The organism is Sphingopyxis sp. BSN-002, from assembly GCF_022024275.1.
GTDB lineage: Bacteria > Pseudomonadota > Alphaproteobacteria > Sphingomonadales > Sphingomonadaceae > Sphingopyxis.
In genome coordinates this window covers 2,071,828-2,091,898 of the sequence record NZ_CP091804.1, presented here as the reverse complement: position 1 = coordinate 2,091,898, position 20,071 = coordinate 2,071,828, and the positions used below count along the sequence as shown (strand labels likewise).

General features: G+C 65.2%; 26 protein-coding genes. 20 read left to right on the top strand and 6 right to left on the bottom strand.

The genetic code is table 11. The features are described from left to right. The first annotated feature begins 111 nt into the window (after nucleotides 1-111). Together L7H23_RS10275 and rpmG are read left to right on the top strand one after the other, a co-directional pair. A complete protein-coding gene (locus tag L7H23_RS10275; protein WP_237835790.1) occupies nucleotides 112-843 on the top strand; it encodes an energy transducer TonB in 732 nt (243 codons plus the stop codon). Between the two features lie 216 nt (nucleotides 844-1,059). Next, entirely contained in the window at nucleotides 1,060-1,227 is a 168-nt protein-coding gene (gene rpmG, locus L7H23_RS10270) for a 50S ribosomal protein L33 (protein WP_003042331.1), read from the top strand. Between the two features lie 102 nt (nucleotides 1,228-1,329). Here rpmG and L7H23_RS10265 read toward each other — a convergent pair whose 3' ends face one another. Further along, on the bottom strand, nucleotides 1,330-1,806 hold the full coding sequence (locus tag L7H23_RS10265; protein ID WP_237835789.1) for an Lrp/AsnC family transcriptional regulator: 477 nt from the start codon (nucleotides 1,804-1,806) through the stop codon (nucleotides 1,330-1,332). 148 nt (nucleotides 1,807-1,954) lie between these two features. Between L7H23_RS10265 and L7H23_RS18540 the strand changes: the two genes are divergently transcribed. Continuing rightward, nucleotides 1,955-2,077 (top strand): hypothetical protein, encoded by a 123-nt coding sequence (locus L7H23_RS18540; protein WP_275671196.1) that lies wholly within the window; start codon nucleotides 1,955-1,957, stop codon nucleotides 2,075-2,077. 27 nt (nucleotides 2,078-2,104) lie between these two features. Here L7H23_RS18540 and L7H23_RS10260 read toward each other — a convergent pair whose 3' ends face one another. Next, nucleotides 2,105-2,467, bottom strand: a complete 363-nt coding sequence (locus L7H23_RS10260; RefSeq protein WP_237835788.1) for a response regulator — start codon at nucleotides 2,465-2,467, stop codon at nucleotides 2,105-2,107. Nucleotides 2,468-2,555: 88 nt separating this feature from the next. Here L7H23_RS10260 and L7H23_RS10255 point away from each other — a divergent pair, with 88 nt between their 5' ends. The 4 genes from L7H23_RS10255 to L7H23_RS10240 are packed head-to-tail and all read left to right on the top strand — an operon-like array spanning nucleotide 2,556 to nucleotide 5,101. Next, nucleotides 2,556-2,828 carry a DUF3572 family protein gene (locus L7H23_RS10255; RefSeq protein ID WP_237835787.1) on the top strand — a complete coding sequence of 91 codons (273 nt, stop codon included), beginning with the start codon at nucleotides 2,556-2,558 and terminating at the stop codon, nucleotides 2,826-2,828. Further along, the gene (locus L7H23_RS10250) at nucleotides 2,825-3,466 is read left to right on the top strand and encodes an HAD family hydrolase (RefSeq protein ID WP_237835786.1); all 642 of its coding nucleotides are present in this window, start codon (nucleotides 2,825-2,827) and stop codon (nucleotides 3,464-3,466) included. Before L7H23_RS10255 ends, L7H23_RS10250 begins: the two co-directional genes overlap by 4 nt. Before the next feature lie 10 nt (nucleotides 3,467-3,476). Further along, a complete protein-coding gene (locus L7H23_RS10245) occupies nucleotides 3,477-3,944 on the top strand; it encodes a RidA family protein (protein WP_237835785.1) in 468 nt (155 codons plus the stop codon). An 8-nt stretch (nucleotides 3,945-3,952) separates the two neighbouring features. Continuing rightward, a complete protein-coding gene (locus tag L7H23_RS10240) occupies nucleotides 3,953-5,101 on the top strand; it encodes a GNAT family N-acetyltransferase (RefSeq protein ID WP_237835784.1) in 1,149 nt (382 codons plus the stop codon). Here the strand turns inward: L7H23_RS10240 and L7H23_RS10235 are convergent. Beyond that, nucleotides 5,098-5,412: a sel1 repeat family protein gene (locus L7H23_RS10235; protein WP_120217736.1), complete on the bottom strand. Its 315-nt coding sequence runs from the start codon at nucleotides 5,410-5,412 to the stop codon at nucleotides 5,098-5,100. The two genes, L7H23_RS10240 and L7H23_RS10235, sit on opposite strands and share 4 nt — an antisense overlap. A gap of 140 nt (nucleotides 5,413-5,552) precedes the next feature. Beyond that, nucleotides 5,553-6,392: a pantoate--beta-alanine ligase gene (gene panC, locus L7H23_RS10230; RefSeq protein WP_237835783.1), complete on the bottom strand. Its 840-nt coding sequence runs from the start codon at nucleotides 6,390-6,392 to the stop codon at nucleotides 5,553-5,555. An 83-nt stretch (nucleotides 6,393-6,475) separates the two neighbouring features. Here panC and L7H23_RS10225 point away from each other — a divergent pair, with 83 nt between their 5' ends. The 7 genes from L7H23_RS10225 to L7H23_RS10195 all read left to right on the top strand — a co-directional run bounded on the left by L7H23_RS10225 (nucleotide 6,476) and on the right by L7H23_RS10195 (nucleotide 12,354). Beyond that, a complete protein-coding gene (locus tag L7H23_RS10225) occupies nucleotides 6,476-7,285 on the top strand; it encodes a division plane positioning ATPase MipZ (RefSeq protein WP_237835782.1) in 810 nt (269 codons plus the stop codon). Nucleotides 7,286-7,312: 27 nt separating this feature from the next. After that, nucleotides 7,313-8,695, top strand: coding sequence for a phosphomannomutase/phosphoglucomutase (locus L7H23_RS10220; RefSeq protein ID WP_237835781.1), 1,383 nt, complete (start codon nucleotides 7,313-7,315; stop codon nucleotides 8,693-8,695). Nucleotides 8,696-8,804: 109 nt separating this feature from the next. After that, nucleotides 8,805-9,614 carry an LPS export ABC transporter ATP-binding protein gene (lptB, locus tag L7H23_RS10215; RefSeq protein WP_237835780.1) on the top strand — a complete coding sequence of 270 codons (810 nt, stop codon included), beginning with the start codon at nucleotides 8,805-8,807 and terminating at the stop codon, nucleotides 9,612-9,614. 17 nt (nucleotides 9,615-9,631) lie between these two features. After that, nucleotides 9,632-11,092, top strand: coding sequence for an RNA polymerase factor sigma-54 (rpoN, locus tag L7H23_RS10210; protein ID WP_237835779.1), 1,461 nt, complete (start codon nucleotides 9,632-9,634; stop codon nucleotides 11,090-11,092). Between the two features lie 89 nt (nucleotides 11,093-11,181). Beyond that, nucleotides 11,182-11,307 (top strand): type B 50S ribosomal protein L36, encoded by a 126-nt coding sequence (ykgO, locus tag L7H23_RS10205; protein ID WP_003046794.1) that lies wholly within the window; start codon nucleotides 11,182-11,184, stop codon nucleotides 11,305-11,307. A 94-nt stretch (nucleotides 11,308-11,401) separates the two neighbouring features. Then, nucleotides 11,402-12,013, top strand: coding sequence for an HAD family phosphatase (locus tag L7H23_RS10200; RefSeq protein WP_237835778.1), 612 nt, complete (start codon nucleotides 11,402-11,404; stop codon nucleotides 12,011-12,013). Next, nucleotides 12,013-12,354: a hypothetical protein gene (locus L7H23_RS10195; protein WP_237835777.1), complete on the top strand. Its 342-nt coding sequence runs from the start codon at nucleotides 12,013-12,015 to the stop codon at nucleotides 12,352-12,354. Before L7H23_RS10200 ends, L7H23_RS10195 begins: the two co-directional genes overlap by 1 nt. Nucleotides 12,355-12,384: 30 nt before the next feature. On the opposite strand, the gene L7H23_RS10190 is transcribed toward L7H23_RS10195, so the two are convergent. Next, nucleotides 12,385-14,523, bottom strand: a complete 2,139-nt coding sequence (locus L7H23_RS10190; RefSeq protein WP_237835776.1) for a S9 family peptidase — start codon at nucleotides 14,521-14,523, stop codon at nucleotides 12,385-12,387. Nucleotides 14,524-14,604: 81 nt separating this feature from the next. Here L7H23_RS10190 and L7H23_RS10185 point away from each other — a divergent pair, with 81 nt between their 5' ends. The 6 genes from L7H23_RS10185 to L7H23_RS10160 all read left to right on the top strand — a co-directional run bounded on the left by L7H23_RS10185 (nucleotide 14,605) and on the right by L7H23_RS10160 (nucleotide 19,593). Beyond that, entirely contained in the window at nucleotides 14,605-16,431 is a 1,827-nt protein-coding gene (locus tag L7H23_RS10185) for an aminopeptidase P family protein (RefSeq protein WP_237835775.1), read from the top strand. Further along, complete coding sequence (locus L7H23_RS10180) at nucleotides 16,428-16,889, top strand: thioesterase family protein (protein ID WP_237835774.1); 462 nt, start codon at nucleotides 16,428-16,430, stop codon at nucleotides 16,887-16,889. The genes L7H23_RS10185 and L7H23_RS10180 overlap by 4 nt, the downstream gene beginning before the upstream one ends. A gap of 289 nt (nucleotides 16,890-17,178) precedes the next feature. Continuing rightward, nucleotides 17,179-17,649 carry a hypothetical protein gene (locus tag L7H23_RS10175; protein WP_237835773.1) on the top strand — a complete coding sequence of 157 codons (471 nt, stop codon included), beginning with the start codon at nucleotides 17,179-17,181 and terminating at the stop codon, nucleotides 17,647-17,649. 29 nt (nucleotides 17,650-17,678) lie between these two features. Next, nucleotides 17,679-18,623: a bifunctional diaminohydroxyphosphoribosylaminopyrimidine deaminase/5-amino-6-(5-phosphoribosylamino)uracil reductase RibD gene (gene ribD / locus L7H23_RS10170; RefSeq protein ID WP_237839213.1), complete on the top strand. Its 945-nt coding sequence runs from the start codon at nucleotides 17,679-17,681 to the stop codon at nucleotides 18,621-18,623. Between the two features lie 8 nt (nucleotides 18,624-18,631). Continuing rightward, complete coding sequence (locus L7H23_RS10165) at nucleotides 18,632-19,246, top strand: riboflavin synthase (RefSeq protein ID WP_237835772.1); 615 nt, start codon at nucleotides 18,632-18,634, stop codon at nucleotides 19,244-19,246. Next, complete coding sequence (locus tag L7H23_RS10160; RefSeq protein WP_237835771.1) at nucleotides 19,243-19,593, top strand: hypothetical protein; 351 nt, start codon at nucleotides 19,243-19,245, stop codon at nucleotides 19,591-19,593. The genes L7H23_RS10165 and L7H23_RS10160 overlap by 4 nt, the downstream gene beginning before the upstream one ends. A gap of 3 nt (nucleotides 19,594-19,596) precedes the next feature. On the opposite strand, the gene L7H23_RS10155 is transcribed toward L7H23_RS10160, so the two are convergent. Then, nucleotides 19,597-20,067, bottom strand: coding sequence for an MmcB family DNA repair protein (locus L7H23_RS10155; RefSeq protein WP_237835770.1), 471 nt, complete (start codon nucleotides 20,065-20,067; stop codon nucleotides 19,597-19,599). Nucleotides 20,068-20,071 lie beyond the last annotated feature (4 nt).

Below are 20,071 nucleotides of genomic sequence, written 5' to 3'. Positions count from 1 at the left end.
CCTCTCCGCTTGACAAGTATAGTAATGTTATACTATTACATAATCAGACTCGACCGGTAGCAGCGGTCAACATGCACAGGGCGGGTCTCCGAAAGGCAAAGGAGAGGTGCCATGACCCTGATTCCCCTGATGTCTGCCATGTTCGCGGCGCCCAAGCGCTCGGCGGCGTCCGCCGGTCCGGCGACGCTGCGACGCGAAAGCTATGACCCCGGTTCGGGTTATCGCCCCGTCGCCGCGGCATTTGCGATCGGCCTGCCTGCGGCGCTCGTCGTCGCCGTGGCGTTGTCGCCGATGATCATCACCAAAGAACCGCGGACCAACTCGCCGCCCTGGACGACCGTCCATGTCGATCCGCCCAAACCCGAGCCGAGACCCGACCCCAAGCCGCAGAGCGAACCGACGCAGACGGCGCTAACTGCGCCGCCGAGCCCCTTGCCTCCGGTGGCCGAAGGGCCGGTCGAAGTCCCGCCGCTGCCGCCCTATGTCCCACCCGCCGGAACCGGAACGGGAAGCGGCCCCGACATCGTCGTCGATCCCCCGCTGCCGCCCAAGCCGTTCGTCCTCGCCAAGCTCGACCCGCGCTACGCCGGCAGCTTCCAGCCCGACTATCCCGCGCGCGAGCAGCGCGAGGGTATCGAGGGGATTGCCAAGGTTCGCGTGCTGATCGGGACCGACGGAAAGGTGAAGACGGTCGAGCTGGTCAGTACCGACAGCCCGGGCTTTTTCGACGAAACGAAGCGGCGCGCGCTCGCGAAATGGCGCTTCAAGCCCGCGACGCGCGGCGGGGTGGCCGAGGAAAGCTGGCAGACGATGACCGTCCGCTTCCAGATCAGGAACGCATGAGGCTCGATCCCGACCCCTCCCGGGCGGGCGGTTTGTGCCGCCCGCCCTTTGCTTTCTCTTGACAGAAGCGCCGAATCCGGTCAGAGGCGCGCGGATAAATGAGGGCGGCGCCCGGTGCGCGGCCCTCTTGTTTTTCAAACCACCCGTCGGGGCCCACAGTCCCGCCGCATCGGCCGGCCCTCCGGCGGATGTGCAGATTTTTCGAGGAACAGGGCCATGGCCAAGCCGACGACCGTCAAGATCAAGCTGGTGAGCACCGCCGACACGGGCTTTTTCTACGTCACCAAGAAGAACCCGCGCACGATGACCGAAAAGATGTCGGTGCGGAAGTACGACCCGCGTGCGCGCAAGCACGTCGAGTTCAAGGAAGCCAAGATCAAGTAAGCCATTTTCCCGCGCGCCACAGCCGCGCGGTTTGAAAATGCATCATCCCGGACCTGTCCGGGATTCGGAAGGGCGGCCCCGCGCCGCCCTTTTTCGTGCGCGTCAGAAATCGCGCAGCGGTCGCCGGGCCGCCTCGTTCTCGATGATGTGCCGGATCGTGATCATTGTCTTGAACGAATGCACGCCCTTGTCTTCGCCGAGCGCGCGGCGGGTAAAGACGTCATAGTCCTCCATCGATCCGACCTGGACCTTCAGCAGGAAGTCATCGTCGCCCGTGACGTCCCACGCGGCGGTGATTTCGGGATGCCGTGCGATCTCGCGCGCAAAATTGTCCATCGTCTGCGGCCCCGCCTGCTGCATCCGGACGAGGACGTGCATCGTCAGCGCCGATCCCGTAAGCGCCGGATCGACGATTGCGATATCGGCGACGATGATCTTGTCCTCGCGCAGCCGCCGCAGGCGGCGCAGCACCGCCGAAACCGACAGCCCGACTTCGTCGGCGAGTTCGCGTGCGGGCCGCTGATTGTCGCGGCGTACCAGTTCGAGCAAGCGGCGGTCGAAAGCATCGAGGTCGATCATTTTTCGCATGACCGACCAAGTAGCGATAATTTTGATCGCTGTATCGGTCAATTTCGGCGCCAATAGCCATGCGTCCGGACGTAAAAGATGATCGTCCGCCCCGACGAGCGTCCCTGCTCCCTCTCCCCGGCGCGGCAGGAGAAAAGACATGACCCGGATCACCCCCGAATCGAGCTGGCTGCAGCGCTTCTGGTCGACGGTTGTCGAAACATCGGCCGCGGCGGTTGCGGTTCACTATCGCGCGCCTTGGGATCGTTCGCCCGCGCGCTGATCCGCTTTCTGAATATCGTCCGGAGCGTCAGGCGAAAGCGCCGACGCTCTCGATGAATTTGATCACCGAGATGGGCTTCGACACATAGGCTTCGGCCCCGGCGGCGCGGATCTGCTCCTCGTCGCCCTTTCCGGCGTAAGCGGTAACCGCCATGATCGGCACGGCGCGCAGGGTCAGGTCGGCCTTCATCTGTCCGATCAGTTCGAGCCCGCTGACGTGCGGCAGCTGGATATCCATGATGATGAGGTCGGGCGAGACCTCGCGCGCTTTTGCAAGGGCGTCGCGCCCGTCGCGCACCGGGTGCGCGCTATATCCATGCGCGTTGAGCAGGTCGCAGAACAGGCGGAGGTTCAGCTCGTTATCCTCGACGACCAGGATGGTCTTGCCCATGTGAAATGTCTTCCCCACCTTGTATGCGCGGCCCGTTTAGGCGAATCGGCCGCACGACTCAATTGCCTCGCGCCGAAGGGAAATCCGCTTGCACGAAGACGATGCCGCGCTCGCGCTTCACGCGCTCGGCTGGATACTCAGCGACGAGCCGCGCGCCGAGCGGCTGCTCGGGATGACCGGGCTCGATCCCGAAACGCTCCGCGCCTCGCTCGGCGAGCGCGCGACGCTTGCTGCGATCCTGTCGTTTCTCACCGCCTATGAGGCCGACCTGATCGCCTGCGCCGACGCGCTCGACATCAAGCCCGAAGCGATCGCCGCCGCCGCCACACGCCTCGAAGGAAATCAAAGGATGGACGCATGACCCGACCCCTCGTCATCACCGATTGCGACGAGGTGCTGATGCACATGGTCGTCCCCTTCGCGCAGTGGGTCGACGAAGAGCATGGCGTGCTGTTCCGGATGGAGGATGCGAGCTTTGCGGGCGCGCTGAAGCGCAAGGAGTGCGGTACGCCGCTGGAGGCGGCCGAAGTCTGGCCGCTGCTCGACGGCTTCTTCCGTACCGAGATGGGGCGCCAGACCGAAATTCCGGGGGCGATTGCAGCGATGGCGGCGATCGGCGGCATCGCCGATATCGTCGTACTGACAAATGTCGGTCCCGACCATCAGGCGGCGCGTGCGGTCCAGCTCGCGGCGATCGGCCTCACCGCGCCGGTGATCGGAAGCCGCGGCGGCAAGGGCGAACCGGTGCGCGCGCTGATCGAAGAGCGAAAGCCGTCGGTCACGGTGTTCATCGACGATCTGCCGAACCATCACCATTCGGTTGCGATCGAGGCGCCCGAGGTGTGGCGGCTTCATTTCGTCGGCGAACCCGCCATCGCCGACAAGGTGCGCCCCGCAAAATATGCGCATGCGCGAATCGACGATTGGAACGAGGCGCGCGACTGGATATTGGCGCGGCTCACCGAAAACATTCCGGCGCCTGCCGCCGAACTCGCGTAAAGGAACTCCGATGTCCGACGTCCCCGCCAAACTCGCTGAACTCGGCCTCGAACTGCCGAAGCCCGCCGCACCGGTTGCGGCCTATGTGCCCGTCGTCGAGCATGGCGGGATGCTCTATATCTCGGGGCAGCTGCCGTTCCGCGACGGGCAGGTCGTGACCGGCCGGCTTGGCGACGATACCGATGTCGCGAGTGGCTATGACGCCGCGCGCCGCTGCGCGCTGATGCTCGTGGCGCAGATCGGGCAGGCGCTGGGCGGCGACTGGTCGCGCGTCGAGCGCGTCGTCAAGCTTGGCGTCTTCGTCAACAGCGCCCCGTCCTTCACCGATCAGGCAAAGGTTGCCAATGGCGCGTCCGAGCTGTTCGAATCGCTGTTCGGCGAAGCCGGCCGCCACGCGCGCGCTGCGGTCGGCGTCGCGGTGCTGCCGCTCGGCGCGTCGGTCGAGGCCGATGCGATCGTCGCGGTGAAGCCCGCCTAAGGGCATAAGTGGCCGAAGCCGACCCACCCCAGCGTACCATCTCGCTCGGCACCGGCGTCGCCGCGGTCGATGCGGCGGCGTGGGATGCGCTGGCGGGCGACGGCAATCCGTTTGTCAGCCATGATTTTCTGGCGCTGCTCGAGGAATCGGGCAGCGTCGGACCGGGCACGGGCTGGCAGCCAGCGCCGATCCTGATCGAGGACGAGAAGGGCGCGCTGATCGGCGCCGCGCCCGCCTATCTCAAATCGCACAGCCAGGGCGAATATGTCTTCGACCACGCCTGGGCCGATGCCTGGACGCGCGCAGGCGGCGATTATTATCCGAAGCTGCAGATCGCGGCACCCTTTACCCCGGTGCCGGGGCCGCGACTGCTCGCGCAGGAGGGGGAAGCGGCGCTGCTCCTGATCCGCGGCGCCGAGGCGGTGGTGCGCCAGAATGAACTGTCGTCGGCGCACGCGACCTTCGTCGCGCCCGAACAGATGTCTGTCTTCGAGGAGGCGGGGTGGCTCGTCCGCCGCGACATCCAGTTTCACTTCGCGAATGCGGGCTACGCGAGCTTCAACGATTTCCTCGCCACGCTGACCTCGCAGAAGCGCAAGCAGCTCCGCAAGGAGCGCGCACGCGCGGTCGAGCGGCTGCGCATCGAGGAGCTCACCGGCGATGCGATCCGCCCCGGACATTGGGACGCGATGTGGGCCTTTTATCAGGACACCGGCGCGCGCAAATGGGGGCATCCCTATCTGACGCGCGAGGCGTTCGACCTGATGGGGCGGCGGATGGCCGACCGGATCATCCTGCTGATCGCCTATGACGGCGAGCAGCCGGTTGCGGGCGCGATGCACCTGATCGGCGCCGATACGCTCTATGGCCGTTACTGGGGCTGCCTTGTCGACATCCCCTATCTCCATTTCGAGCTATGCTATTACCGCGCGATCGACATTGCGATCGCGCGCGGTCTCAAGCGGGTCGAGGCCGGGGCGCAGGGCGGGCACAAGCTCGCCCGCGGCTACGGCCCCGTTGCGACCTGGTCGGCGCATTTCATCGCCGATCCGGGCTTTCGCCGGGCGGTCGCGGATTACCTCGAACAGGAACGCCGCGCCGAAGAGGTCGAGATGGAATGGCTCGAAGGGCATATGCCCTTCAGGCGGAAGGATTAGGCGGCGAAGCGGCGTGCTGCCGGACGGCGCGCGGTCTCGTCGAGCCAGGCGCGCGCCTGACGCTGCGCTTCGGCGATTTCGTCGCGGCTCATTTCGTCGGACAGGTCGGCGCGGCATTGCTGGCCTTCCTTGTTGCCGCCGAGCGCTGCGAGGTTGAACCATTTGTGCGCCTGGATCAGGTCGACATCGACACCGCCGGTCCCGGTGGAAAATGCGATGCCGAGATCGAAATAGGCATTGGCGTCGCCGCGGGCGGCGTCGAGCAACCGGCTCTCGATCAGAAACTGCGCGGACTTCAGACTGTTGGCCATGATAACCCCCTGTCGCTTCCCCCCACAGGAAGCTTCGGGGTCCAAATTTGCGACTTATGGTCAACAAAGCGTTAACGGCGATCCGAATTTTTTGTGGATATCGCGGGAAACTACCGGAAATCCGTCGTTTCCGGAGTTAATCAATCGACCGCAAGATTGTCGATCAGGCGCGTTTTCCCCATTCGAGCCGCGGCCAGAAGCCGCGCGGGCCGCCTCAAATTGCTCAATCTTTCCAGACTGTCGGCGTCGGCGAGCGCAACATAATCGACGCTGTCGAACCCGCCCGCGACGATATCGGCCTCGGCCTTGGCCAGCGTTTCGGCAATGTCGGCGCCGCCTGCGATTGCCTTCGCGGCCGCTTTCAGCGCATTCGGAAAAGCGGTCGCGGCGGCGCGCTGCTCTTTCGAGAGATAGGCGTTGCGCGACGACAGTGCCAAGCCATCCTTGTCGCGCGCGATCGGCGCACCGAGGATGTCGAGCGCGAAGTCGAGGTCGCGCGCCATGCGACGGATGATCGCGAGCTGCTGCCAGTCCTTCTCGCCGAAGATCGCCACGTCGGGGCGGACCTGATTGAAGAGTTTCGACACGACCGTCGCGACGCCGTCGAAATGGCCCGGCCGCGCGGCGCCACAATAATCGGCACCGAGTTCGGCGACCTCGATATGCGTCGAATGGCCCGCCGGGTACATGGTCGAGACATCGGGCGCCCACAGCAGGCTGACGCCTTCCTCGACCAGCATCGCCGCATCGCGCGCTTCGTCGCGCGGATAGGCAGCAAAATCCTCGTTCGGTCCGAACTGGGTCGGGTTGACGAAGATCGAGACCACGACATGGTCTGCAACGCGCTTGCCCATCCGGACGAGCGACAGATGCCCCTCGTGCAGCGCGCCCATCGTCGGCACCAGCGCGACGCTCTTGCCGCCCTGCTGCAGTGCCGAAACGGCACGCCGCAGCATCGCGATGTCACGGATGATTTGCACGCTTGCCCGGCCTCCGATATTGGCGGCGCAACTGCCACCCCGTGCGGCCCCCATGCGCCGCCAACAGGAAAATCGCAACGCTCATGACGACGCCCGCCCCGCACCGCATCATCTTTGCCAATGAAAAGGGCGGGACCGGAAAATCGACCTGTGCGGTACATTTCGCGGTGGCGCTCGCGAGCCAGGGTTTTCGCGTCGCCGGCCTCGATCTCGACCCGCGCCAGCGCACCTTCCACCGCTATCTCGAAAATCGCGAGAATACGGCAAAGCGTCGCGATATCGACCTGCCGACCCCGACCTTCGAGGTGTTCGAGGGCTCGACGATCGAGGAGCTCGACGCGCAGGTCGCGCGGCTGTCCGCGGGCGCCGACTATTTCGTCGCCGACACCCCCGGCCGTGACGACGTCTTCGCGCGCCACCTTGCGACGAGCGCCGACACGCTCGTCACCCCGATCAACGACAGCTTCATCGATTTCGACCTGATTGGGCAGGTCGATCCCGAGACGTTCCAGGTCGTGCGCCCCAGCTTCTATTCGGAGCTGATCTGGGACACGCGCAAGGCGCGCGCCAAGACCGACGGGCGGACGATCGACTGGATCATCCTCAGGAACCGTCTCCAGCATGTCGACGCGCACAATATGCGCCGCGTCGGCGAGGCGTTGACCCAGTTGTCGCGCCGCGTCGGCTTCCGCGTCATCCCGGGGCTCGGCGAACGCGTCATCTACCGCGAGCTCTTCCCGGCCGGCCTGACCCTTCTCGACAAGGTGCATCTGGGTGGCATGGGGATCGGGCATGTCGTGGCGCGGCAGGAATTGCGCGAGGCCATGGGCGGGCTGAACCTTCCGGCGCGCGAGCGGTTGCATCCCGACGGCGACCTGTTCGCTGCCGCCTGACATCCTTCTTCCCCCAGAGGACTCCCGATGACCCATATTTTCCACCCGACGATGCTCCGCGAATATGACATCCGCGGCGTCGTTGGCGACACGCTGTCCGAGAAGGATGCCCGGGCGATCGGGCGCAGCTTCGCGACGCTGATCGCGCGCGCCGGCGGCAAGCGGATCGCGGTAGGCTATGATGGACGCCTGTCGTCGCCGATGCTTGCCGATGCGCTGATCGCAGGGATCAATGCCGCGGGGGTCGACGCACTGAACGTCGGGCTCGGTCCGACGCCGATGCTCTATTATGCCGCGTCAACCGAAGATGTGGACGGCGGCATACAGATAACCGGCAGCCACAACCCCCCCGACTACAACGGTTTCAAGATGGTATTTCAGGGGCGTCCCTTCTTCGGCGCCGACATCCAGCGGATCGGCGAACTCGCCGCGGCCGGCGACTGGGAGGCCGGCGAAGGCGCGGTGGAGAGCATCGATATCATCGACGCCTATGTCGACCGGCTCGTCGAGGGTTTTGCCGGCGGCGCCTTCCGCATCGGCTGGGACGCGGGCAACGGCGCCGCCGGCACCGTCATCGAGAAGCTGACCGCGCGGCTCCCGGGCGAGCACCATCTGCTGTTTACCGATATCGACGGCCATTTTCCGAACCACCATCCCGATCCCACCGAAGAGAAGAATCTGGCGGACCTGAAGAAGCTCGTCGCCGAGAAGAGCCTCGACTTCGGCGTCGCATTCGATGGAGACGGCGACCGCATCGGCGCGATTGACGGACAGGGCCGCGTGATCTGGGGCGACCAGTTGCTGCAAATCTATGCCGCGGCGGTGCTGCGGGACCATCCCGGCGCGACCGTGATAGCTGATGTGAAAGCGAGTCAGGCGCTGTTCGACCGCGTCGCCGAACTGGGCGGTACGCCGCTGATGTGGAAAACCGGCCACAGCCTGATCAAGGCGAAGATGAAGGAAACCGGCAGCCCGCTGGCGGGCGAGATGAGCGGGCATATCTTCTTCGCCGATCGCTATTACGGCTATGACGATGCGCCCTATGCCGCGATCCGGCTGATCGAGGCGGCCGAGAAGCTCGGCAAGAGCATCACCGAACTCCGCAGCGAAATGCCCGTGATGGTCAACACGCCCGAGCTGCGTTTCCAGGTCGACGAGGTGCGCAAATTCGCCATTGTGGACGAGGTTCTGCAGCGCCTGACCGAAGCTGGCGCGACGGTGGACCGCACCGACGGCGCCCGCGTCCTCACCGGCGACGGCTGGTGGCTGCTCCGTGCCTCGAACACGCAGGACGTTCTGGTCGCGCGCGCCGAGGCAAAGGACGAGGCGGCGCTCGCGCGGCTGATGGCGGCGATCGACGACCAGCTCGCCGAGTCGGGCGTGGTGCGCGGGCCGCAGGCCGTGCACTAGGCACGGCGACAGCTTTCGAAGGCTCCCCTGCAATTATCTTGCCAGATTGACCTCTGCCGCGTCGCTGGGGTAACGCGCGCTTGGGGCTAGAAACGGAACCGACCGACCTATGACCGATGAATCGACCGCTGGCACGCTGACCGACGATCATGGTGTCGCCGAGCACAAGGCGCATGTTCAGGAGGATGCGGTAGCGGGCAACGGTCTCGCGGTGATTTCGATCGCCAAGAGTTACGACAAGCGCACAGTGCTGTCGGACGTGTCGCTCTCGGTCGGCAAGGGCGAGGTTGTCGGCCTCCTCGGCCCGAACGGCGCCGGCAAGACGACCTGCTTCTATTCGATCATGGGTCTGGTGAAGCCCGACGCCGGGCGCATCATGCTCGACGGCGCCGACATCACCGCGCTGCCGATGTATCGCCGCGCGATTCTCGGCCTCGGCTATCTGCCGCAGGAAACCTCGATCTTTCGCGGCATGACCGTCGAACAGAATATCAGCGCGGTGCTCGAACTCGCCGAGCCCGACAAGGTGTCGCGCGAACGCCGGCTCGAGGAACTGCTCGACGAATTCGGCCTCGCGCGGCTGCGCGATTCGGCGGCTATGGCGCTCTCGGGCGGCGAACGCCGCCGCGCCGAAATCGCCCGCGCGCTCGCCGCGAACCCCTCGATCATGCTCCTCGACGAGCCCTTCGCGGGCATCGATCCGCTGTCGATCAGCGACATCCGCGACCTCGTCGCCGACCTGAAGACGCGCGGCATCGGGGTGCTGATCACCGACCATAATGTGCGCGAGACGCTGGACCTCGTCGACCGCGCCGCGATCATCTACGACGGCAAGGTATTGCTTGCCGGCTCGCCGGCCGAACTCGTCGCCGATCCCGAGGTCCGCCGCCTCTACCTCGGCGAGGGCTTCTCCTTGTGACGAGCTGACGCGGCAGCATGGCGTTGGGTCCGCGCCTCGATTTACGCCAGTCGCAATCGCTGGTGATGACGCCGCAGCTGCAGCAGGCGATCAAGCTGCTTGCGCTGTCGAACCTCGAACTCGAAGCCTATCTGGCCGAGGCTCTGGAGGGTAATCCGCTGCTCGATACGGCATCGGGTGACCGTGAGGATGGCGGAGCCGACGAGCCCGGCGACGAAGCGCCGGTCGCTGCCGTGTCGGGCGAGACCGATACCGATCAGGCCCTGTCCTCCGACGCGGGCACGGCCGACGATCTCGACGTCGATTTCAACGAAGAGCGCTTCCATCACGACAGCGCCAGCGATTCGGTCGGGCTGTCGGGCGACAGTGAAGGCATCGATTTCGACAGCTTCGCCGAACATGACGGCACGCTCCACGACCATCTGCTCGCCCAAGTCGGCGAGCGTTTCGACGGGATCGAGGCGGTCGTCGCGGGCCAGCTCGTCGCGCTGATCGACGAGGCGGGCTATCTTCGCGCCGACCTGTCCGAGCTCGCTGCGCAGCTCGGCGTGCCGCTGGCGCTGCTCGAAGCGGTGCTGGCGGGTGTCCAGCTGTTCGACCCGTCGGGTGTCGGCGCGCGCGATCTGGCCGAATGCATCGCGATCCAAGCACGCGAGGCCGATCGCTATGACCCCGCGATGGCCACCATGATCGCGCATCTCGATCTCGTCGCAAAGGGTGCCTTCCCGCAACTCAAGCGCATCTGCGGCGTCGATGACGAGGATCTCGCCGACATGATTCGCGAGCTGCGGGGCTATGATCCCAAGCCCGGCCTGAAATTCGGCGGCGAGGGCGCGCAGGCGGTCGTTCCCGACCTGTATGTGCGCCAGACCGCGAAAGGCTGGGCGGTCGAGGTCAACAGCGGCACCTTGCCGCGCCTGCTCGTCAACCGCCGCTATTATACCGAGCTGGCGACGGGCGCGGCGGCGAAGAGCAAGGCATGGCTGTCCGAACAGCTTGCAGGTGCCAACTGGCTTGTCCGCGCGCTCGACCAGCGCCAGCGTACGATCGTCAAGGTCGCGAGCGCGATCGTGAAGCAGCAGGAGGGGTTTTTCCTGCACGGTGTCGCGCATATGCGCCCGCTGACGCTGCGGCAGGTCGCCGAAGAGATTGGCATGCACGAATCGACCGTCAGCCGCGTGACCAGCAACAAATATCTGAGCTGCGCGCGCGGGCTGTTCGAGCTCAAATATTTCTTCTCGTCGGGGATTTCCGCGACCGAGGGCGACGGTGCCGTATCGGCCGAGGCGGTGAAGAGCCGGATCAAGGCGATGATCGAGGCCGAGGATGCCAAGGCGATCCTCTCCGACGAGACGATCGCGCAGAAGCTCTCGGCCGAGGGCCACGACATCGCGCGGCGCACTGTGGTCAAATATCGCGAGGCGATGGGCTATGGCTCGTCGGTTCAGCGGCGGCGGCAAAAGGCGCTCGCGGGCTGATTTTGGCCGGAAAGGCGGTTGACTTTCGGACCGCTTCCCCATAGTTGCGCCGCTTCGCGTCAATACGCCAAGATTTACGGACAGAGATCATGAAGATTCGCAACAGCCTGAAGTCGCTGAAGGACCGCCACCGGGATAACCGCGTCATCCGTCGTCGTGGCCGCACCTATGTGATCAACAAGACCAACCGCCGCTTCAAGGCGCGCCAGGGCTAATCACCCTGTCGGGACATATGTCCCGCGTGCATTTGCAAGTCAGCGTAACGCCGTCGGATGCTTCCGGCGGCGCTTTCGCGTGTCCGGAGGCCCCATGATTCGCCAGAGCGTGATCTTCGACGTCGGCCGCGTCCTGTTCGACTGGGATCTGCGCTATCTGTTCGCCAAGCTGATCGACGACAGGGAAGAGCTCGAATGGTTCGTGACGCATGTCGTGACGCCGCAGTGGCACTTCCAGCACGATGCCGGCCGCCCGCTCGCCGAGATGCTGCCCGAGCTGAAAGCCGAATTTCCGGGGCACGACGCGCTGATCGACGCCTATGCGGCGCGCTTCAACGAGACGATACCCGGGCCGATGCCGGGCAGCCTCGAACTGGTCGAGCGGCTCGATGAGGCGGGTGTGCCGCTGTTCGCGATCACCAATTTCGGGCATGAATTCTGGGAAGGCTTTCGCCCGACCCAGCCGGTCTTCGACCGTTTTCGCGACATCGTCGTGTCGGGTACCGAAAAGCTGATGAAGCCCGACCCCGCGATCTACCACCTCGCGATCGAGCGATTCGGCATCGACCCCGCGGGCGCGATCTTCATCGACGACGTCGCGAAGAATATCGAAGGCGCCGAATCGGTTGGTATCGCTGGGCACCGGTTCGTCGACGCGGCGACGCTGGAAGTCGACCTGACCGCGCGCGGATACTTGCCTGCTTGATGAGCAGGGCGGATCGCCTTGAACGCCTCGATGCCCGTCGTATCGAACTGGAAGCCGAATATGAGGCTGTCCTGATGGACGCGTTGCGTCGGGTCGCGGCTGGCTCGTGGGGTCTGTTTGGGCATAACAAAGACCGAGCGGCCAGTGCCAAATGGGAGCCCGTCGTTACGGATCTGTACGACAGGGGCGACGAAATCGATCAGATGCGCGATCAACTCGGGTTGCAGCCCTTCTCGTTGCACGGAGAGTTCGAGGCATCGCGCGGGCCCGTCTCGACGAACGCTCCGGGCGAACCCAAGCAGGCCAAGGCGTGGCTTCAACGACTGGGCAAGGACGTCTAGTCCGGCCGTTGGCCGAAGCCTGATTGCGCCCTACTTCTCGATCCCCAGCTGCGTCAGCACGAAGGCGAACTCCTCGGCGTCCTCGTGCAGTGCGCCCCAGCGGCCCGATTTGCCGCCGTGGCCCGCGCCCATGTTGGTGCGCAGCAGCAAGGTCGAATCATTGGTGCGCGTCGCGCGGAGCTTTGCGACCCATTTGGCGGGCTCCCAATAGGTGACGCGCGGGTCGTTGAGGCCCGCCGACACCAGCATCGGCGGATAGGCCTTTGCGGTGACATTGTCGTAGGGGCTGTAGCTCAGCATATAGTCGAACGCGGCCTTGTCGGTGATCGGATTGCCCCATTCGGGCCATTCGCCGGGTGTCAGCGGCAGCGTTTCGTCGACCATCGTGTTGATGACGTCGACGAAGGGCACGCCCGCGAGCACCGCGCCCCAGAGTTCGGGCGCCTCGTTATAGATCACGCCCATCACCTGTCCGCCCGCCGAGCGGCCCTCGACCGAAATCTTGCCGGCGCTGGTGTATTTCTTCGCGATCAGGCCCTTCGCGACGTCGATGAAGTCGTTGAACGTGTTCTTGCGCTCGGTCGTCTTGCCCGCGAGATACCAGCCGCGGCCGAGGTCGTCGCCGCCGCGGACATGCGCGATCGCATAGATCATCCCGCGATCGACGAGGCTGAGCCGCGTCGTCGAGAAGCCCGGCGGGACGCGGTAGCCGTAGGATCCATAAGCATAGAGATGCATCGGGGCGCTGCCGTCGAGCTTCGTCCCCTTCTTGTAGACGAGCGAGGCGGGGATCATCGTCTTGCCGTCGCGGCTCGGAAGGCTAACCCGTTCGGTTACATATTGTGTCGCATCGTAACCTGACGGGATTTCCTGCACCTTCAGCGTCTCGAGCTTCCCGCTCGCCAGATCATAGTCGTAGACGGTGTCGGGCGTGACCATCGATTCATAGTCGAGCCTGAGCTTGTCCTGATGATATTCGGGGTTGTCGCCGAGACCCGCCACATAGGTGGCCTCAGGGAATTTGATCCGGCCGGGGGTCAGCGGGGCGTCATATTTGCGGATATCGACCTGATCGAGCCCGTCCTCGCGGCTTTCGACGACGAAATAGTCGCGGAACACCGACAGGCCGGTGATGTAGCTGTGATCCGATCCCGGGATGAGCGTCGTCCACTTGCCGGGATCCTTCACGCTCGCGGTCGCGATGCGGAAGTTCGGATGCTCGTCGTTGGTGTGGATGTAGAGCGTGCCGTCGCGTTCATCGACGCTATACTCGCGGCCCTTCTGGCGCGCCGCGACGAGCTGCATGGGGGCTTCCGGATTGTCGGCGGGGAGCAGATAGACCTCGCTCGTCTCGTTATCGCCCGTCGCGATCACGATATAATTGTCGGCCGCGGTCTTCCCGATCCCGACCCCGAAACCGATGTCGGCCTCCTTGTAGAGCAATTTGTCGTGCGTGACGGGGGTGCCGAGCTTGTGCAGCCGGACATTGTCGGTGCGCCAGTTCTCGTTCGCGAGGCCATAGAGGATCGCGTCATTGCCCGACGTCCAGACCAGCGACGACAGCGTGCCGGGAATGACGTCGGGCAGTTGCTCGCCCGTCTCCAGATTGCGGATGCGCGCCTCGAAGCGTTCCGAGCCATTGTCGTCGAACGAGTAGGCCATCAGTTTGCCGTCGGGGCTGATCGACAGTTCGGCGAGGCGGAAATATTCCTTGCCTTCGGCCATTGCGACCTCGTCGAGGATCAGCTGCGCCTCGCCGCCCGCGACGGGCCTCCGGTACCATTTCTTGTACTCGGCGCCTTCCTCATATTCGACCCAGTAAACCCAGTCGCCATCCTTCTGCGGCACGCTCGAATCGGCTTCCTTGATCCGGCCCTTCATCTCCTGGAACAAGGTCTCGACCAGTTTCGCATGCGGCTTCATCGTCGCGTCGAAATAGGCATTCTCGGCCTTCACATAGGCGAGGATGTCCTCGTCATCGACGACCGGATAGCTCTGGTCGCGCAGCCAGAAATACGGATCGGACAATGTCTCGCCATGCATCGTCAGTTCGTGCGGTCGCTTGTCGGCGACCGGGGCGGTCGGGGTGTTGGTCAATTGGGTCTCTTTCTCTTCGGCGAAGGCGCTCGGGGCTGCGACAAGCGGGGTGGTAATTGCGGCCAGAAACATCCAAATAGCGCGCATAGAAAACCCCCGCAGCATCGCCCCGACCGGGCAGGATTGCTGTGATGTAGGAACAAGGAACAGCGCATGTCCACCCCCGTCCATGCAGAACGTCTCGCCCGCGTCCGCGCAGAACTGAAGGCGCGCGGCCTCGATGGCTTCGTCGTGCCGATCAGCGACGAACATATGAGCGAATATGTCGGCGCCTATGCCCAGCGCATGGCGTGGCTGACGGGCTTCGGCGGCTCGGCCGGAACCGCGGCGGTGCTGCCCGCGAAAGCTGCGGTGTTCGTCGACGGACGCTATACGGTGCAGGTGCGCGATCAGGTCGATGGCGCGTTGTTCGACTATGTCGGTGTGCCGCAGTCGAGCGTTACCGAATGGCTGGGGGCCAATGTCAGCGCGGGGCAGAAGGTCGGTTACGACCCGTGGCTCCACAGCATCGACTGGGCGCGCGGGCTGGAGAAGGCGCTCGTGGCGAAGGGCGCGAGCCTCGTTGCGGTGACCCCAAACCCGCTCGACGCCGCGTGGGACGACCAGCCCGCGCCGAGCGACGCGGTGGTGACGGTGCATGACGCGGCATTGGCTGGCCAGAGCGCGGTCGAGAAGCGCGAGGTGATCGCCGACTGGCTGAAGGTGAAGGGTCTCGACACGACGGTCATGACCGCGCTCGATTCGATCGCGTGGACCTTCAACATCCGCGGCACCGACGTCAGCCACACGCCCGTCGGGCTGGCCTTCGCGCTGCTCCACGCCGATGCGACCGCCGATCTGTTCATCGCCCCCGAGAAGGTCACCGACGCGGTGCGCGCGCATCTCGGCAACAGCGTCCGGATCCACGACCGCGATGCGTTCGAGGCGGCGCTTGCCGATCTGTCGGGCAAGAGCGTGGCGGTCGATCCCGACCGCGCGGTTGCGGCGATCTTCACCGCGCTCGAAGCTGCGGGCGCGAAGATCGAGCGTCACCGCGACCCGGCGGTGCTGCCCAAGGCGATCAAGAACGACACCGAACTCAATGGCACGCGCGTCGCGCATGTCCGTGACGGAGTCGCGGTCGCGCGTTTCCTGAAATGGATGGAAGAGGTCGCGCCCGAGGGGAATCTCGACGAGCTCGGCGCGGCGGCGAAGCTCCGGGAATTTCGTGACGAGAATGGCGATCTCCGGGATTTGTCGTTCGATACCATCTCGGCCGCGGGTCCGAACGGCGCACTGCCGCATTACAAGGTCGACGAAACGACCAATCGCGCGATCGAGACGGGCACGCTCTATCTGGTCGATTCGGGCGGGCAATATGACGACGGCACGACCGACATCACGCGCACCATCGCGATCGGCACGCCGACCGCCGAGATGCGCCGCCGCTTCACGCAGGTGCTGAAGGGCCATATCGCGCTTGCGGTCGCACGCTTCCCCAAGGGCACGCGCGGCAGCCAGCTCGACATTCTCGCGCGGCAATATCTCTGGGCCGACGGCGTCGATTATGCGCATGGCACCGGCCACGGCGTCGGCACCTATCTGGCAGTCCACGAAGGACCGCAGCGCATCGCGAAGCCCTCGGGCGGGCAGGCGGGAACCGAGGAGCCGCTGCACGCCGGCATGATCCTCTCGAACGAGCCCGGCTATTACAAGGCGGGTCATTTCGGCATCCGCATCGAAAATCTCGTCGTCGTCGAGCCGCAGAGCATTGCGGGGGCCGAGGAGGATATGCTCGGTTTCGAGACGATTACCTTTGCGCCGATCGCGCAGAATCTGGTCGATGTGGCGCTGCTGTCGCCCGCCGAGGCCGACTGGCTCGATGCCTACCATGCCGATGTGCTGGCGAAGCTCGGCGCGGGAATGGCGGGCGACGAGCGCGCCTGGCTCGAAGCCGCGTGCGCGCCGCTCGACCGGACACCGGCTGCGCTCGCCGCATGACCGACACCCGCAGCAATGTGCCGCTCGCCGATTTCCGCGTGCAGGAGCGCGTGCGCGTGCGCTTCAACGAGATCGACGGCCAGAACATCGTCTTCAACGGCAATTATCTGGTCTATGCCGATATCGGAGTGACCGAATATTTTCGTGCGCTCGGTGAGGGGCAGCCCGGGCCCTATTTTCACCAATATGGTACAGATATTCGCGAAACGCATTGCGAAATCGACTATCATGCGCCGGCGCGGCTCGACGAGCTGATCACGATCGCGGCGCGGGTCAGCGCCTTCGGGCGGACGAGCTTCACGCTTCATTGTGGTATTTTCCGCGGGAATGAACGGCTGACCGATATCGAGATCAGCTACGCCCATATCGATTCGGACAGCGGCCAGCCAACGCCATTGCCGGGAAGTTTCATCGCCGAAGTGCGGCGATTCGAATCGCGGACGCCGGTTCAGGCCTGATTCGCACCGGCCGATTCGAACCGGATCGTATTTCTCGACCGAAATACTCAGGATTTTGGCCAAAAAGGCCAAAAAAAGGGCCACCCGAAGGTGGCCCGTGAAAGTTTTGGGAGAGGATGCCTAAAAGGCAAGTGTGTTATTGCACTGCACAATGAATGCTGCAACTGCGAAATGAGCATCCGCTATTGCATTTTTTGCAATCGATAACGTTATCAGCGTGCACCATGCGCAATCGCCCTGCCCTGACGCGCCTCTCGCAAATCGCGCCGACATCGCCTAGATTGTGCGCATGGGAATGTTCAACAATTGGGATGTCACCGGCGGCGTCAGCGATTTCTGGGGCTATGTCCGCGAGCCCCGTCCGCATCGCTGGGCGATCTGGGGCGTCGCGATCGCGCTGACGTGGGTCATATTCCACGGCGTTTCGGAATATCTGATCCCCTACGAGAAGCCGAAGGCGTCGATCATCTATTTCGAAAACTGGAAGACGACGCGGAGCGAAGGCGAAATTCGCGCCGACTGGGTTGCGCGTGCGAAGGAGACGACGCTCCGCAACGCCGAGACGCGCGCCGAATATCAGCGGCTCGCGAAGGGTCTCGGAATCGAATATGATTCGACCGAAGCCGACCGGCTGACGCGCGAAACGCTCGGCGACGAAGCCGCGGCAGCGGCGATGAAGAAGCCCGAACCGGCGAAGACGCGGTCGACGCTCGCCGAACGCGCGGCGCGCGCGCCGGCAGCGGCCAAAACGCAGCCCTGATGCGGCGACCGCACGCCGACGCCGACTGGATGGCCGCGGCGGTTGCGCTGTCGCGGCGGGGATGCCCCGCCTCGGCGCCCAATCCCAATGTCGGATGCCTGATTGTCAGCGAGGGCAGAATCGTCGCGCGCGGGTGGACGCAGCCGGGCGGCCGGCCGCACGCCGAGGCCGTCGCGCTTGCCGCCGCCGGTGACACGGCGCGGGGCGCCACCGCCTATGTCAGCCTCGAGCCCTGCGCCCACGCAAGCGCGCGCGGCCCCGCATGCAGCGATTCGCTGATTGCAGCGGGTATCGCCCGCGTCGTGATCGCGGCGCAGGACCCCGATCCGCGCACCGACGGCGAAGGGATTGCGCGGTTGCAGGCAGCCGGGGTCGAGGTGCTGTTCAATGTCCTTCCCGCCGCAGCGCGGGCCGCGATGGCGCCGTGGTGGACGCGGCAGGCCGAAGGGCGACCCTTCGTCACGCTCAAGCTCGCAACCTCGCTCGACGGCTGCATTGCGATGGCGAACGGGGCGAGCCGCTGGATCACCGGCGCGCCCGCCCGCGCGCACGGCCATCTGGAGCGCGCGCGCCATCAGGCGATTCTCGTCGGGCGCGGGACGCTGGAGGCCGACGCGCCGAGGCTCGACGTGCGGCTCCCGGGCCTTGAGGACCGCAGCCCGAAGAAATTGCTGCTGACATCGGGCACCGCCCCTGACGGCTGGATGGCGGTCGCGTCGCCCGAGGCCGTCGACGATGTCGATTCGGTACTTGTCGAAGGAGGGGCCGGCGCGGCCTCTGCTTTCCTTTCCGCCGATCGCGTCGACCGGCTGCTGCTGTATCGTGCTCCGATCCTGATCGGTAGCGGCAGGCCCGCGCTCGGCGATATCGGTCTGACCGATCTTGCCGAAGCGCACGGTCGCTGGCGGCTTGCCGACAGCCGCCTGCTTGGCAGCGACCGGCTCGACGTCTACGAGCGCAACAGGACAATTTGAGGGCATCCATGTTCACCGGAATCATTACCGACATCGGCACCATCCGCAGCCGCGAGGACCGCGGCGACACGCGGCTCGTCATCGGCACCGTCTACGATACGGCAACGATCGATCTCGGCGCGTCGATCGCCTGTTCGGGGGCGTGTCTGACCGTCGTCGACAAGGGGCAGGACGCAGACGGCCACTGGTTCGCGATCGACGCCAGCGGCGAAACGCTGGCGCGCACCGCATCGGGAATGTGGGACGCGGGTCGCCGCCTCAATCTCGAACGCGCGCTCCGGATCGGCGACGAGCTCGGCGGACATATCGTCACCGGCCATGTCGACGCGGTGGGCACGATCGTCTCGGTCACCCCGGTCGGCGACAGCGTCAGTGTTACCGTCGAGGCACCCGCCGAACTGGCCCCGCACATCGCCGCCAAGGGCTCGATCACCGTCGACGGTGTATCGCTGACGGTGAACGAGGTGGCCGATCAGGCTGACGGCACCGCGCACTTCACCCTCAACATCATCCCGCACACGCAGGAAATGACGACGCTGGGCGAAGCGGCGGCCGGACGCCCGGTCAATCTGGAGATCGACATCCTTGCGCGCTATCTGGCGCGGATGCAGGCACGGGGATGAACGAGAATTCGCGGATTCTTTCGTGGATTCGTTGGGGCGCGCTGCTCCTCGCGGCGGTGATGATCGCCGCGCGGGTCGCGAGCCACGGCTTTGATCTGTTCATCCTGATATCGGCCGCGCTGCTCGTCGTCCTCGGCCTCGCGCTGCAATATGTCGAGGCGCACACGGTCCGGCCGCGCAAGAACTATCTGCGCTGGCTGCTCGGCGCGGTAACGCTGGGCCTGATACTGGTCGTCCTGCCGCTCTACCTTGGCGCAAACCTGCTTGTCGGCGCGATCCTCTGGCTCGGGCTTTCGGCGGCGGGTCTGGTCTGGTGCGTCAACTATGAGCGCACCGAACCGCTCTGACACCTAGCCTTCGGTCCAGCCAGCCGCGAGTTCGGGATCGGCGGCCAGCATTGAGCGGCGCATCGCGACGCGCCCGATGCGGAGCAGCTCGGCCTTGCGCCGGGCAGGTGCCAGGTTGCAACTCGCAGCCTCGCGCACGACCGCGGCGCCATAACGGTCGGCGATGATCAGCCCCGAGGTTTCGGGACGGTAGCCTTCGGTTTCGAGGATCGCCGGGTCGAGCCCCGATGCCAACGCCCAGTAAAAGCGGTCGCACCAGTCGCAATAGTCGGGCCATTTGCCGTCGCCGTGCAGATCGGCGCGGCTCACCTTGATCTCGACGATCGTGATATTGCCTTTGGCGTCGATCGCGGTGAGGTCGGTGCGTCGCCCGTTGGGCAGCGTCACCTCGGGAATCGCGACCAGTCCCTGCTGCGCGAACAGCCGGCACACGCCGCGCGCGACGTCCGCGGCGGTCAGCAGGTCAGTCGCCATGCGT

What these genes read in the sequence shown, in the direction of transcription:
- L7H23_RS10185 (WP_237835775.1), top strand. Translation starts at nt 14,605, where the DNA reads ATGTCCACCCCCGTCCATGCAGAACGTCTCGCCCGCGTCCGCGCAGAA.
- L7H23_RS10180 (WP_237835774.1), top strand. Translation starts at nt 16,428, where the DNA reads ATGACCGACACCCGCAGCAATGTGCCGCTCGCCGATTTCCGCGTGCAG.
- rpoN (WP_237835779.1), top strand. Translation starts at nt 9,632, where the DNA reads ATGGCGTTGGGTCCGCGCCTCGATTTACGCCAGTCGCAATCGCTGGTG.
- L7H23_RS10235 (WP_120217736.1), bottom strand. Translation starts at nt 5,412, where the DNA reads ATGGCCAACAGTCTGAAGTCCGCGCAGTTTCTGATCGAGAGCCGGTTG.
- L7H23_RS10155 (WP_237835770.1), bottom strand. Translation starts at nt 20,067, where the DNA reads ATGGCGACTGACCTGCTGACCGCCGCGGACGTCGCGCGCGGCGTGTGC.
- L7H23_RS18540 (WP_275671196.1), top strand. Translation starts at nt 1,955, where the DNA reads ATGACCCGGATCACCCCCGAATCGAGCTGGCTGCAGCGCTTCTGGTCG.
- L7H23_RS10200 (WP_237835778.1), top strand. Translation starts at nt 11,402, where the DNA reads ATGATTCGCCAGAGCGTGATCTTCGACGTCGGCCGCGTCCTGTTCGAC.
- L7H23_RS10175 (WP_237835773.1), top strand. Translation starts at nt 17,179, where the DNA reads ATGGGAATGTTCAACAATTGGGATGTCACCGGCGGCGTCAGCGATTTC.
- L7H23_RS10165 (WP_237835772.1), top strand. Translation starts at nt 18,632, where the DNA reads ATGTTCACCGGAATCATTACCGACATCGGCACCATCCGCAGCCGCGAG.
- L7H23_RS10260 (WP_237835788.1), bottom strand. Translation starts at nt 2,467, where the DNA reads ATGGGCAAGACCATCCTGGTCGTCGAGGATAACGAGCTGAACCTCCGC.
- L7H23_RS10265 (WP_237835789.1), bottom strand. Translation starts at nt 1,806, where the DNA reads ATGATCGACCTCGATGCTTTCGACCGCCGCTTGCTCGAACTGGTACGC.
- L7H23_RS10190 (WP_237835776.1), bottom strand. Translation starts at nt 14,523, where the DNA reads ATGTTTCTGGCCGCAATTACCACCCCGCTTGTCGCAGCCCCGAGCGCC.
- lptB (WP_237835780.1), top strand. Translation starts at nt 8,805, where the DNA reads ATGACCGATGAATCGACCGCTGGCACGCTGACCGACGATCATGGTGTC.
- L7H23_RS10275 (WP_237835790.1), top strand. Translation starts at nt 112, where the DNA reads ATGACCCTGATTCCCCTGATGTCTGCCATGTTCGCGGCGCCCAAGCGC.
- rpmG (WP_003042331.1), top strand. Translation starts at nt 1,060, where the DNA reads ATGGCCAAGCCGACGACCGTCAAGATCAAGCTGGTGAGCACCGCCGAC.
- L7H23_RS10160 (WP_237835771.1), top strand. Translation starts at nt 19,243, where the DNA reads ATGAACGAGAATTCGCGGATTCTTTCGTGGATTCGTTGGGGCGCGCTG.
- L7H23_RS10195 (WP_237835777.1), top strand. Translation starts at nt 12,013, where the DNA reads ATGAGCAGGGCGGATCGCCTTGAACGCCTCGATGCCCGTCGTATCGAA.
- L7H23_RS10250 (WP_237835786.1), top strand. Translation starts at nt 2,825, where the DNA reads ATGACCCGACCCCTCGTCATCACCGATTGCGACGAGGTGCTGATGCAC.
- L7H23_RS10245 (WP_237835785.1), top strand. Translation starts at nt 3,477, where the DNA reads ATGTCCGACGTCCCCGCCAAACTCGCTGAACTCGGCCTCGAACTGCCG.
- L7H23_RS10225 (WP_237835782.1), top strand. Translation starts at nt 6,476, where the DNA reads ATGACGACGCCCGCCCCGCACCGCATCATCTTTGCCAATGAAAAGGGC.
- ykgO (WP_003046794.1), top strand. Translation starts at nt 11,182, where the DNA reads ATGAAGATTCGCAACAGCCTGAAGTCGCTGAAGGACCGCCACCGGGAT.
- ribD (WP_237839213.1), top strand. Translation starts at nt 17,679, where the DNA reads ATGGCCGCGGCGGTTGCGCTGTCGCGGCGGGGATGCCCCGCCTCGGCG.
- L7H23_RS10220 (WP_237835781.1), top strand. Translation starts at nt 7,313, where the DNA reads ATGACCCATATTTTCCACCCGACGATGCTCCGCGAATATGACATCCGC.